The sequence below is a fragment of the Trueperella pecoris genome (assembly GCF_014926385.1).
Taxonomy (GTDB): Bacteria; Actinomycetota; Actinomycetes; order Actinomycetales; family Actinomycetaceae; genus Trueperella; species Trueperella pecoris.
Genome location: NZ_CP053291.1, coordinates 2,083,190 through 2,094,592 on the forward strand (window position 1 = coordinate 2,083,190; position 11,403 = coordinate 2,094,592).

Genomic DNA, 11,403 nt, shown 5'->3' on the forward strand with positions numbered 1-11,403 from the left:
TTGGAGTCGGTCTAGCATATTGTGCATGACTTCGGACCCCTCCGCCCTCACCAGTGACACCCCTGCGGAAGCACCCGAGACGACGCGCGCATCTCGCATCCGTGGCCTCGACGGCCTACGCGCACTCGGCGCCCTCTTTGTGCTGGTCTTTCACCTGCTTCCGGACGTCGGAGGCGCGGGGTTCATCGGCGTGGATGTCTTCTTCGTCATTTCCGGCTTCCTCATCACCGCGCTCCTCCTCAAAGAGCACGACGCCACCGGGCGCATCGACCTGCCCTCCTTCCTCCGCCGCCGCTATCGTCGCCTTCTTCCGGCGGTCGCCGCGATGGTAGTCGTCGCCGTCGGCCTCGGCCGCCTCATCGCCGACGACGCCGTCGTCCAGGCCCGCTGGCAAACCTTCGGCGCTCTCACCGGCACCTATAACTGGTTCCAGATCGCCAACGGTTCGAGCTACTTCGAGGCCCAAGAGCCACTCCTCCTGACGAATATGTGGTCGCTGGCCGTCGAGCAACAGTTCTACCTGGTGTGGCCGATGGTGGTCATGGCTCTGGTTCTCGCGCGCAGACGCTGGAGGCTGGCGGCCGCCGGCCTCATCGGGACGCTCTCGGTGGTGCTTCACGTGTGGCTCGCCTCGGAGGAGATCACGCGCGCCTACGTCGGAACCGACACCCACATCTTCGGGCTGATGATCGGCGCGGGCATCGCCTTCGCCCTTCCCGGCGTCCTGGCCGGCCGGCCGCGCAACGCCAGCCACTGGTGGGGCAAGGCCGCCTGGGTCGCGTTGGCGGGCCTCGCAGCATTGACCTTCATGGTTCCCGATGGCGGTTGGTTCTATCCGTGGGGCCTCCTGCTGGCGTCCGTGCTCGCCGGCGTCGTTGTGCGCGGCATCCTGCCGGACGTGCAGGGAATGGCCTCCGAGCGCCTGTCCAACGCGCTCGAATCGGCACCCATGGTCTGGATAGGCCGGCGCTCCTACGGCATCTATCTGTGGCACTGGCCCCTGTGGGTGCTGGCCACCTATCACCTGAACATTGGCGAGCCACTATCCTCGGTCGGCGTCATCATCCTGACCATCCTCACCGCCGACCTGTCCTACACCTACGTCGAGACCCCGATACGCCGGCTAGGCGTCCTGGGGTGGCTTCGCAGCGCCCGCCGCCTCTCACCCATTGCCACGGCGTGGCTGGCCGCCGGCACCCTCCTCATTGCCGGGGCCTTCGGCAACGCGATCGTGACGTCGAAAGACATGACCGAGGCGCAGGCGCTCGTCGCCGCCGGCAGTAAGCTGCTCGGGGCCGAACCGGGGGCAGATCCCACCACGCCCGCCGAAACCACCACGCCCGCCGAAACCACCACGCCCACACCGACGCCCACGCCGATCACTGGCGACCGCGTGACGATCATCGGCGATTCCGTGACCCTCGCGGCGGCTCCCGCCCTCCTGGAAACCCTCCCCCAGGCGGTCGTGGACGGCCAGGTCTCGCGCTCGGCCCGCGCCTTCGAATCGATCGCCAACGTCTATCAGTCGCAGGGAAAGCTACGCGACGTCGTCGTCATCTCCCTCGCAACCAACGGCGTGATCCCCCTCGAGCTGGCCCACGACATCATGAACTACCTCGGGCCGGACCGCAAGGTCGTATGGGTGACGGCGAACGCCCCGCGCGCCGCGTGGGTGCCGGAAGCCAACGCGACGATCCGCTCACTCGCGGCCGAGTATCCCGACCGGGTGCGGGTGGCCGACTGGGAGCCCATCGCGAAGGCCCACCCCGAGCTCCTCTCCCACGACGGAATCCATCCCAATCCGCAGGGCAGCAAGCTCTACGCCGCCGAGGTCAAGCGCGCGATCGACTCCTTCTAACCCCACACCACAGGCTCAGCCGCGTACACGTATCGGCCCGTCGGGCGCTCGGTTCCCTCCGCATCGGCAAGCCAGCGCGAGGCGCGCAGATCGATGATGCGCTGGTTGCGTGATCCCCGAAACGCCAGATCGTGATCGTACAGGCGCTGAATAAAGGGGCCGTCGACGAGCACGTCGCACATGTCGAGCAGCTCGAGCTTGTCCGGGGTCTCGTTCAAGAGCTGGTCGTAGGTATACCCCGACCACACCCACACGTCCTTCGCACCGCGCTCGCCGAAGCGCTCACGCACGCGCCGCACCAGGGGCAGAAGAATCGGGGTGGCCAGCATCGGCTCCCCGCCCACGAGCGAAAGCCCGGCCACATAAGGCTGGGCGAGGTCGGCCAAAATGCGTTCCTCGAGCTCGCGCGTGTAGGGCTGACCGTAGCGAAACGACTGCGCCGCGCGGTTATAGCAATTGGGGCAGGCGAACGGGCAGCCTGACACGTACAGGGAGCATCGCACGCCCTCGCCGTCCACGAAATTAAACGGCTTGTAATCGGCATAGTTGCCCCCGCACAGCACGCGCCCGTCCCACTGGCCCGGCCGGGGGACGGTGATACCGTCCTCGTCCTTCACCACCGCGCCACCTAGGCCAGCGGACCGTCCATGTGCTTGACGCGCTTGGAGATCTCCATGTGACGCCCGTGCACCATCGGGCGCTTGACCGGGTTGCCGAGGTATCCGCAGGTGCGCTTGACGACGTCGCACGTGTCGGGATCGTCGTTGCCACAATCGGGGCAGGCGAAGCCCTCCGCAGTCGGGTTGAACTCGCCCTCGAAGCCGCACGCGTAGCACTTGTCGATCGGGGTGTTCGTACCGAGGTAGGCCACGCGATCGTAGGCGTAGTCCCACACGGCCTCCAGCGCCTTCGTGTTGTGGGTCAGCTTGGGGTACTCGCAGTAGTGGATGAAGCCGCCCTTGGTCAACTCGGCGTACTCCGCCTCGAAGTCGATCTTCTCAAACGGCGTGATCTTCTTGCGCACGTCGTAGTGGAAGGAGTTGGTGTAGTAGCCCTTGTCGGTCACGTTCTCGATCTGCCCGAACTTCTCCCGGTCAAGCCGGCAGAAGCGGTCCGTGAGCGACTCCGACGGTGTGGAATAGATCGAGAACCAGTAGGGATACTCGGCCCGCCATGCATCGGCGTAGCGGTTCATCGCGCGAAGGATCTCGAGGGTGAACTCCTTCGCGTCGGCGTCGTGCTCCCAATTCGGGCCGTAGAACAAGGTGGCAGCCTCGTACAGGCCGATATAGCCCATCGACGCCGTCGACCGGTGCCCGCGGAAGAAGCCCTTCACATCCGTGTCGGTATCCGCCGCGCGCATGCCGAACGCGCCGTAGCGGTAGAGGATCGGGGCGTTCGCCGGGGTGGCGTCCTCGCAACGCTCAATGCGGAAGAGGAGGGCGTCCTTGACGATCTCCATCCGCTCGTCAAACAGCTCCCAGAAGCGCTCCTTGCTTCCACGGGCCTCGATGGCGATGCGCGGAATGTTCAGGGTGACGACGCCGAGGTTGTTTCGCCCGGCGTTCACGGCCTCGCCGGTGGTGGGATCCACCCACTTGGGCAGGAAGGAGCGGCAACCCATCGGCGCCTTGTAGTCACCCTCGATCTCGACGAGACGGTCGTAGGAGATCACGTCCGGGTACATGCGCTTGGCCGAACACTCCAAGGCAAGCTGCTTGATGTCGTAGTTCGGGTCCTCGGGGTTCAGGTTCACCCCGCGGCGCAAGCCCATGACCAGCTTGGGGAAGATCGCCGTGTGCTTGTCTCGCCCGATGCCGCCGATACGGACGTTGAGGATCGCCTTCTGGATCTCCCGCTCGAACACGCCCTCGCCGAGCCCGAAGCCCAGCGTCACGAAGGGTGTCTGGCCGTTGGAGGTGTAGAGCGTGTTGATCTCGTACTCCAAGGACTGCATCGCGTCGTAGATGTCCTTCTTCGTCTTCGCCATGGCGTAATCATCGCGACGCTCGGGCGCGACCCATTCGACGGCGTCGCGCATGTGCTTGTCGTAATTGAGCTGGGCGAAGGGGGCCAGGACCTCGTCGATGCGGTCCACGGACGTGCCTCCGTATTGGGAGGATGCCACGTTGGCGATGATCTGGGCAATCTGTGCGGTGGCCGTGTTGATCGACTTGGGGGACTCCACACGGGCGTTGCCGATCTGGAAGCCGCGGGTCAACATGCCGGGGATGTCGATGAGGCAGCAGTTCGTCATCGGCTGGAAGGGGTTGTAGTCCAGGTCGTGGAAGTGGATATCGCCCTTGATGTGGGCGTTGGCCACCGGGCGTGGAAGCATCTGCGCCAGCGCGTAGGCCTTGGCGACCGAGCCGGCCGTGAGGTCGCGCTGGGTGTTGAAAACGGTGGCGTCCTTGTTGGCGTTCTCGTTGACCACCGACTTGTCACGCTTGAGGAGCTTGCCCACCGAGTGCTGGATGTCCATCGTCTGCTTACGCTCGACGTCGCGGTCGTGGCGGTACTCGATGTAGGCGCGGGCGACCTCCGGGTAGCGCGAGGCCATGAGGTAGTCCTCCACTGCTGACTGAATCGTCGGGATGTCCAGATCGCGCTCGGGCAGGGAGTCGATGACGGCGTTCGTTGCCGCCGAGACGAAGGCGTGGTCCTCGATGCCGCGGTCATTCATGGCCGCCTCGATCGCGCGATAGATCTTTGAAGGATCGAATCGCACTGCTCGGCCGTCACGCTTGAACACGGTGATCTTGGTGGCGATCTCATCAAGGAGCGACATAGCAATACCTTCTCTTCAGCTATCTAGCGCCCTTTTCGGCTTTCTGGAGTTCACCCAAAAAACACAATATGTGGCGCCCTGGAAAAAAGCGAACACTAGATATAGTAGTCACTTTCGCCCCACACACAAGCGTCAGCACCGAGTGTCTTCTTAGAGAATTCTGATCCGGTAGACCATCACATGAGCCTGGCCGGGCGCGAGCTCGATCGCCTCACCCAGGGTGTTGGCGCCCTCGATGCAGAGCATGTCACGCCATTCGTCGTCGCCGAAGTCGGCCATGTCAGCGGTGCCGCCCTCCCACGGGTTCCACACCACGATGTTTGCCGAATTCTCGCAGGTGATCTCCAAGCTTCGCCCGCCGGCGGCGCCGTGCAGCACCACCGTTCCACCACGCCCATAGACCCTGTCGGTATATCTGGTGAAGACGATGTCGCCCACCTGCTTCTTCACCGTTTTACCATCCGCGTGGTCTACGTAAGTCGCACCATCAAGTCCTTCGATGCGCGCCTTCTGCACATTATCCACCGCGAGGTAGGTATGAAGGGCTTCCTCGAATGACGCCGTCTGTTCGCTTTCATTCCTCACACACAAACGCATCTCAAGCTCGGGGCCAAACGTTACATCGTAACGTACTGAGAGTCCACGGGCGGACCCTTCAAAAGCGCCAACAGGCAGCGTGTATGTAACAGTGACAGAACCATCACGTTCTTCTTCGCCCACGAAAGTCCACAACATCGTCCGAGCGATTCCGTGCTTGGGCCGCGCCTGGCCCGAGCGGCCCGCACCAAACCACGGCAGACACACCGGGACGCCCCCACGAATCCCCACGCCCGCCTCGAAGCGCGCCTGGCGCGAGAGCCACAGGGCGTCCTGTCCGCCCGCAACCCACGAGGCGACCTGCGCCCCCTGATCAAACATGACGCCGACGACGGAAGCGTCAGCCGTGGTGAACGTGCGCTGGTGGAGAGGGCGAAGAGCAGGCATAAGACATCCTTTGATCGAGTTCACAGCAAGGATACTCCTCGCGGCGGTTCCCGGTCAGCCGCGGGGACCGCCTTCGCTAGGCTGGGATAGCACACCGTTAGACAGGAGTTTTTGTGTCCTTTGAGCTCACGTTGATCACCGCGCAAGAATTGCGGGCCGCTGCAGCAGGCGTCAAAGTGCTGCCCATCGAACAATCAGACGCCTGGGATACATTTGAGCAACGTTGCGGGCGAAGCACCTTCGGCCGCTACGCCTTCTCGCGTGATGGAAAGACGCTCGCGCTGATCTCGCTGGCCGAACACGAGATTCGCGGGGTGAATTTCCTATGGGCGAAGAAGGGCCCGGTATGGTTACGCTCGCAGTCCCCCGCCAACGAGGCCGCCATGCGAGCGGCCCTGAAGGCTGCGGTGCGCCAGCATAATCGGGGCGCGCGCACGCGTGATCGAATCGCCTTCATTCGCCTGCACGCAAAATACTCCGCCCCCGACCTTCACGGCCTACTCAATACCATCACCTACGACCACACGGTCATCATCAACACCTGCGGCGGGAACGAGGCCGACATCCTCGCCGCGATGCCGAAGGACGGCCGGCGCGCCGTGCGTCGTGCCATGGACCGCATGAAGAAAGCCGGGGCGAAACCGGTAGACCTGACCGGAATCTCCCGCGCGGACTTCGTCCCCGTCTACGAGGTGCTTCGCGAAACCGCCGAGCGCAACGGCTTTTCCATCCACCCGATGGAGGTGTATTGGAACATGCTCGACGCGCTCGGACCCGAGCATGCGCGCCTGTTCGCGGTCGAACACGCGGGCGCGATCGTGGCCTGGGTGTTGGTCCTCGTCAACGACGGCCACGCCTGCCAGTACTACGGCGCACACTCCCACGCCGCGCGCGAAGTCCTCGCCTCCCAGTACCTCGACTTTTGGAGTGCCAAGGTCATGGGCGAGGAGGGCGTGGCCAGCCTCGACCTCATGGGCGTCGATTCCATGCGCTTCCCCGACCTCTACGAGCTCGGCATCAATAAGCGCCGCTACGCTGAGCGGGACGTGGAAGTCGACGGCGCGTGGGACCTGCCCGTCATTCCCGTGCTCTACAACGCGCTGGCGATCGCCAAACGTGGCAAGACTGTGGCCACGAGCGGCAAGGCCCTCGCCCAGGACGGCCTGGCCCTCGCCAGGCGCGGGGCGGCCCGGGCCAGGGACATCGGACGCCGCCCGGCGGCGTCGCGCTGAACGTTCACCCGCTAGACAGCGCCCTTGGCGGTGAGGTAGGTCAGCACGGCACGCACGCGGCGATTGTCTTCGCCCGGCGGCAGGCCGAGCTTGGTAAAAACATTGGCCACATGCTTAGAGACGGACGCGCCGGAAAGATAAAGCTCCTCGGCGATCTCCGCGTTCGACTTTCCCTGCGCCATCAGCTCGAGCACCTCCGACTCGCGCGGCGTGAGCGCATCCAGCGCGCTACCCTTCCCGCGCACGAGCCCCGCGGCCACCTCTGGGTCAACGACGACGCCGCCGCCCGCGACGATCGCCAGCGATTGCACAAAATCGGCCACGCGCGATACTCGCTCCTTGAGAAGGTAACCCAGGCCGCCGCGGTCGGCGCTCGGGGTCGCCGTCGAGCTGAAGAGGGCCGAGGCGTAGGCGGGCGCCACGTACTGGCTCAGGACCATGACGGACAGGCCGGGGAATTCGCCGCGCAGCTCAGCGGCCACGCGCAGCCCGTCGTCGGTCATCGTGGGCGGCATGCGCACGTCGGTCACCAGCACGTCAATCGCATCATCGGCCATCAGCTCGCGCACGGCGCTCATGGTGGAAGGCGCGTCGGAAGTTTGGCCCACCACCTCGTGGCCCACGCGTTCGAGAATGCCGGCCAGGCCCTCGCGCACCAGCGTGGCGTCGTCGGCTAGGAAAATCTTCATCCGTGCCCCTTTGCGATCGCTGTTTCGCCCCTGCGCAAAAGGAGCGGAATTGTTCCGACGACGGCGGTCGGGCCGCCTACCGGCGAGTTGACCGTAAGGTTGCCGCCAAATGCAGCGAGCCGCTCGCGCAAGCCCGCAAGTCCGCGGCCCGGCTTGATCTCGGCCCCGCCCGGGCCGTCATCCACCACCGACACCTTCAGGTCAGTATCCGCCGCGAGCAGGAGGGTCACGCGCGAACCGGGGGCATACTTGGCCACGTTGGTCAGCGCCTCGGAGGCCATGAAGTAGGCGGCCGCCATCACACCCTCCGGCATGTCAGGCAGCGGGTGGGGAACGATAACTCGCACCGGGGTCGCACAACGCTCTGCCGCGCTACGCACAGCCCGCTCCAAGCCAAGGTCGGAGAGCACCTTGGGGTGGATCTCGTTGACCGTCTCGCGAAGCGCCTTGAGCGCCGCCTCGTTCATGGCCAGCGCCCGGGAAAGCACGCCGGGCAGGTCCGCGAGCGCCTCGGGTAGGCCCTCGGCGGCCGCCATGTCCACCAAGAATTGTGCCTCGCCGATCGCCATGCCGGAGGCGACGAGGTGCTGCTGAGCGCCATCGTGAAGGTTGCGCTCAATACGGCGTCGTTCAATTTCGAACGCCGAGACGATCTCGCGGCGCGAATCGGTCAGCTGGGCGATTTCGCGGGCGATGTTCTTCCTGAACCTCAACATGTCTCCAGCTTATCGGCTCGCCCAGCGGGCCCGACAGGTAGACCTAGCTCTACCCTAAAATCGGAAGTTGGCACCATGTTGCTCCGTGGCGAGAACCGATTGAATAGAAGCATGAACGAAAGCACACTGTACGCAACACAATTAATGAAGACCTACGGTTCTGTCCATGCGCTGGCCGGGGTAGACGTTCGCATCGACGCCGGCGAGCTAGTGGCGATCATGGGCCCCTCAGGCTCGGGCAAGTCCACGCTCTTGCACGTCCTGTCCGGCATCCTCGTCCCCGATTCGGGGCAGGTCAACCTCGGGCAGGTCACCGTCACCTCGTTGAACGACGCCGCCCGCTCGCGCCTACGGCGCGAGCGCTTCGGTTTCGTCTTTCAAGATGGCCAGCTCATCCCTGAACTGACTGCGCGCGAAAACGTTGCATTGCCGCTGTTTGCCGCGGGCTCCCGCCGTGGAATTGCCCTGCGCAAAGCCGACGAGTGGCTTTACCGCCTCGGGGTGGGCGATCAGGCCAAGAAGCGTCCGGGCGAAATGTCCGGCGGCCAGGCCCAGCGCGTGGCGATCGCACGGTCCATGGTGGCCAACCCCGCCATCATTTTCGCTGACGAACCGACCGGCGCCCTCGACCAGGCCACCGGCCACGAGGTCATGCAACTCCTGTCGACGACGGCCCGGATGAATGGCACGACGCTCGTCGTCGTCACCCATGACCTCAAGGTCGCCTCGTGGTGCGACCGCCTCGTGGAAATCCGCGACGGCCTGATCCACACCGACAGGCCGATGGCGCAGGTGTCGGGCGCGGAGGCAACGGGCGCGGAGGTGGCTTCATGAACACGCTTCAGATGGCGAGTCAGCTCGCCGTGTCGCGCATCCGTAACGCGCGCGGGCATGCCCTTCTGGACACGCTCGCAGTGGTCGCCTTTTCCGTGTCGTCGTGGCTACTGCTCACGACGATGGGCGGGGTGTGGATGTTCTATGGGCGCAAGAGCAAACTCAGCGACATGCTGTACGAGGCCTATTCCATTCCTCGCATTGATACTCAAGCTCTCGGTGGAATATATATGTCGCTAGCCTTGCTTGCGCTCGCGTTACTCATCATTCCCCTTCTTTCACTCGGCTCCTCCGCCGCACGCCTGGGCGCGGGCGGGCGCGCCAAGCGCCTCGCCTCCCTGCGCCTGATTGGCCTGACCGCCGGGCAAATCAACATCATGACCCTCGTCGAGACGATGATTCAGGCCCTCGTCGGCTTCGTGATCGGGCTAGCCCTGTACCTGGTCAGCCTCGGCGGCTGGTCCCAGATCACCTTCACCACACTCAACATTCGCGTGGGCGAAATGATGCTCCCTTGGTGGGGATTCCTTATCGCCCTTGGGCTCATCATCCTGATCACGTTTGGCTCAACGCTCGTCGGCTTGCGCCGGGTCGCGATATCACCACTGGGCGTGGCTCGCCGCGAGAGCCCTCAAGCACTTAGGTATTGGCGCGTCATCGGCATCGTCGTCGTATTGCCGGCGCTCATCATCTCCATGAAGAACCTCAACGGACAGAGCACAGCGGGAAATGTCATCATCCCAAGCCTCTTCTTCATGATGTTCTTCCTCACCATATCCATCGCTGGCCCACTGTTCATTCAGATGGCCACACGCCCAGCTATTCGTACGTCTAGCTCCGCCAAGCTCCTGGGAGCGCGGCGAGTGCTTGACGATCCGCGTGCCGCTTGGCGAAACGTCTCTGCCATTTCGCTCATGGCGCTCATGGCCTCAGTGGTCGTCTTTGGGCTTTCGATTGCCCTCTCCGGGAACTCACCGGATCCGACAATTGCCAATCTCCGCCTCGTGCTCGTCTCCGACATCACGAAGGGCGTCACGATCGCACTCGCCTTCGCCCTGATCCTCGGCGCGACCTCCACGCTCATCCACCAGGCATCCGACGTCTTCGACCGCGCCGACGAGTCCCTCGCCCTGACCAAGATGGGCCTCCCGCGTGGCGTGCTCCTCAAGGCACGTCTGTGGCAGGTAATCCCGCCTCTCCTTCTCATGCTCGGCGTGACAATCGGCCTCGGCGCCATCCTTGGCCTGGCTGCCGGAAACACGCCAAATTCGCAGAATTACTCGATGCTCATGTGGGTTGTGGGGGTGGGCTTCACGTTGACCGTCGCGGCCGTCGTCGCCACGGTTCCCATCCAGTCGATGGTTCTCTCACGGAACTCGCGCAAGAACGACTAGGGAGCTACATCTTCGAGCGTCGCCTTTTCTTGCTTGTCCCCAGCCTCATGGCTAAACGACGTTTCTCAGCCCTAAGTTCCCCGATCGCAAGGCCAAGAAACGTCGTTTAGCCACAAGACATAAAATGCGCGTTTACCATGACAGTTGTCATGCCCAGATCCGGGCAAACGGCACTTCCGCTCCCGCCCCCACCGCAGCAGACTGGTGGCATGAACGCAATAGCAGCCCGCGGGCTCACGAAAAGATTCGGCCAGCTCAACGCTGTGGCTGGCATTGATCTCACGATCGGCGTCGGCGAGGTGGTCGCCCTCCTCGGGCCCAACGGAGCCGGGAAGACCACCGCGCTGGACATGATCCTCGGTCTGACCACCTTCGGACGGCCGGGCTACCTCCAGCGGGCGCTCCAAGCGGGTGCACGCGGGTTCGTCGTCAAAGAGACCCCCGCAGAGCAGCTGGCGGACGTTGTGCGGGCCGTTCATGCTGGTCAACGCGTTATTGATCCGGCGCTCGCCACCGAAGCCCTCTTCTCTGGGGCAAACCCGCTCACCGAGCGCGAACGGGAGATCCTGCGGCTGGCCCTCGACGGCGGCACGGTCGCCGATATCGCCGCACGGGTCTACCTATCGGAGGGGACCGTGCGCAACCACCTGTCGGCGGCGATTGGCAAGATGGGCGTGCGGACTCGCGCCGAGGCAGCACGCGCCGCCCGCGACCTTGGGTGGCTCTAGCCCGGTCGTGGGTTTCCCAGTCCGGGATTTTCCCCGATCATCAGCACCTTCCGACACTTGTCGGCACTGAAATCCCTGGTTATAGGGGCGGGAAACGTCGTTAAGTACTGACGATTAATATTGGCCGTAAATTTCGGTCTCAAGTACTAGCCTTAAGCATCGGCCATGCGGGCATACAGA

Annotated in this window: 10 protein-coding genes; 5 read left to right on the top strand and 5 right to left on the bottom strand. The window is 64.1% G+C overall.

Going from position 1 to position 11,403, the window contains the following annotated elements; all coding sequences use genetic code 11:
* Positions 1-25: 25 nt before the first annotated feature.
* Positions 26-1,858: an acyltransferase family protein gene (locus HLG82_RS09505; protein ID WP_193326592.1), complete on the top strand. Its 1,833-nt coding sequence runs from the start codon at positions 26-28 to the stop codon at positions 1,856-1,858.
* On the opposite strand, the gene nrdG is transcribed toward HLG82_RS09505, so the two are convergent.
* The 3 genes from nrdG to HLG82_RS09520 all read right to left on the bottom strand — a co-directional run bounded on the left by nrdG (position 1,855) and on the right by HLG82_RS09520 (position 5,630).
* Positions 1,855-2,478: an anaerobic ribonucleoside-triphosphate reductase activating protein gene (gene nrdG, locus HLG82_RS09510; RefSeq protein ID WP_216858938.1), complete on the bottom strand. Its 624-nt coding sequence runs from the start codon at positions 2,476-2,478 to the stop codon at positions 1,855-1,857. The genes HLG82_RS09505 and nrdG overlap by 4 nt on opposite strands.
* An 8-nt stretch (positions 2,479-2,486) precedes the next feature.
* Complete coding sequence (nrdD, locus tag HLG82_RS09515; RefSeq protein WP_193326593.1) at positions 2,487-4,646, bottom strand: anaerobic ribonucleoside-triphosphate reductase; 2,160 nt, start codon at positions 4,644-4,646, stop codon at positions 2,487-2,489.
* Positions 4,647-4,796: 150 nt separating this feature from the next.
* The gene (locus tag HLG82_RS09520) at positions 4,797-5,630 is read right to left on the bottom strand and encodes a D-hexose-6-phosphate mutarotase (protein ID WP_193326594.1); all 834 of its coding nucleotides are present in this window, start codon (positions 5,628-5,630) and stop codon (positions 4,797-4,799) included.
* 113 nt (positions 5,631-5,743) lie between these two features.
* On the opposite strand from HLG82_RS09520, the gene HLG82_RS09525 reads away from it, so the two are divergent.
* On the top strand, positions 5,744-6,862 hold the full coding sequence (locus tag HLG82_RS09525) for a lipid II:glycine glycyltransferase FemX (RefSeq protein ID WP_193326595.1): 1,119 nt from the start codon (positions 5,744-5,746) through the stop codon (positions 6,860-6,862).
* A gap of 11 nt (positions 6,863-6,873) precedes the next feature.
* Here HLG82_RS09525 and HLG82_RS09530 read toward each other — a convergent pair whose 3' ends face one another.
* Both HLG82_RS09530 and HLG82_RS09535 read right to left on the bottom strand, forming a co-directional pair.
* A complete protein-coding gene (locus HLG82_RS09530; protein ID WP_193326596.1) occupies positions 6,874-7,551 on the bottom strand; it encodes a response regulator transcription factor in 678 nt (225 codons plus the stop codon).
* Positions 7,548-8,267, bottom strand: coding sequence for a sensor histidine kinase (locus HLG82_RS09535; protein ID WP_193326597.1), 720 nt, complete (start codon positions 8,265-8,267; stop codon positions 7,548-7,550). Before HLG82_RS09535 ends, HLG82_RS09530 begins: the two co-directional genes overlap by 4 nt.
* 111 nt (positions 8,268-8,378) lie before the next feature.
* Between HLG82_RS09535 and HLG82_RS09540 the strand changes: the two genes are divergently transcribed.
* The 3 genes from HLG82_RS09540 (at position 8,379) to HLG82_RS09550 (ending at position 11,223) form a co-directional block, all read left to right on the top strand.
* Positions 8,379-9,101: an ABC transporter ATP-binding protein gene (locus HLG82_RS09540; protein WP_193326598.1), complete on the top strand. Its 723-nt coding sequence runs from the start codon at positions 8,379-8,381 to the stop codon at positions 9,099-9,101.
* On the top strand, positions 9,098-10,495 hold the full coding sequence (locus HLG82_RS09545) for an FtsX-like permease family protein (protein ID WP_193326599.1): 1,398 nt from the start codon (positions 9,098-9,100) through the stop codon (positions 10,493-10,495). Before HLG82_RS09540 ends, HLG82_RS09545 begins: the two co-directional genes overlap by 4 nt.
* Before the next feature lie 209 nt (positions 10,496-10,704).
* Positions 10,705-11,223: a LuxR C-terminal-related transcriptional regulator gene (locus HLG82_RS09550; RefSeq protein ID WP_193326600.1), complete on the top strand. Its 519-nt coding sequence runs from the start codon at positions 10,705-10,707 to the stop codon at positions 11,221-11,223.
* The last annotated feature ends 180 nt before the right edge of the window (positions 11,224-11,403 follow it).

Bases quoted from the DNA above. Each gene is read 5' to 3' on its own strand.
- HLG82_RS09505 (WP_193326592.1), top strand. From the start codon at position 26: ATGACTTCGGACCCCTCCGCCCTCACCAGTGACACCCCTGCGGAAGCA.
- nrdD (WP_193326593.1), bottom strand. From the start codon at position 4,646: ATGTCGCTCCTTGATGAGATCGCCACCAAGATCACCGTGTTCAAGCGT.
- HLG82_RS09520 (WP_193326594.1), bottom strand. From the start codon at position 5,630: ATGCCTGCTCTTCGCCCTCTCCACCAGCGCACGTTCACCACGGCTGAC.
- HLG82_RS09530 (WP_193326596.1), bottom strand. From the start codon at position 7,551: ATGAAGATTTTCCTAGCCGACGACGCCACGCTGGTGCGCGAGGGCCTG.
- HLG82_RS09535 (WP_193326597.1), bottom strand. From the start codon at position 8,267: ATGTTGAGGTTCAGGAAGAACATCGCCCGCGAAATCGCCCAGCTGACC.
- HLG82_RS09540 (WP_193326598.1), top strand. From the start codon at position 8,379: ATGAACGAAAGCACACTGTACGCAACACAATTAATGAAGACCTACGGT.
- HLG82_RS09545 (WP_193326599.1), top strand. From the start codon at position 9,098: ATGAACACGCTTCAGATGGCGAGTCAGCTCGCCGTGTCGCGCATCCGT.
- HLG82_RS09550 (WP_193326600.1), top strand. From the start codon at position 10,705: ATGAACGCAATAGCAGCCCGCGGGCTCACGAAAAGATTCGGCCAGCTC.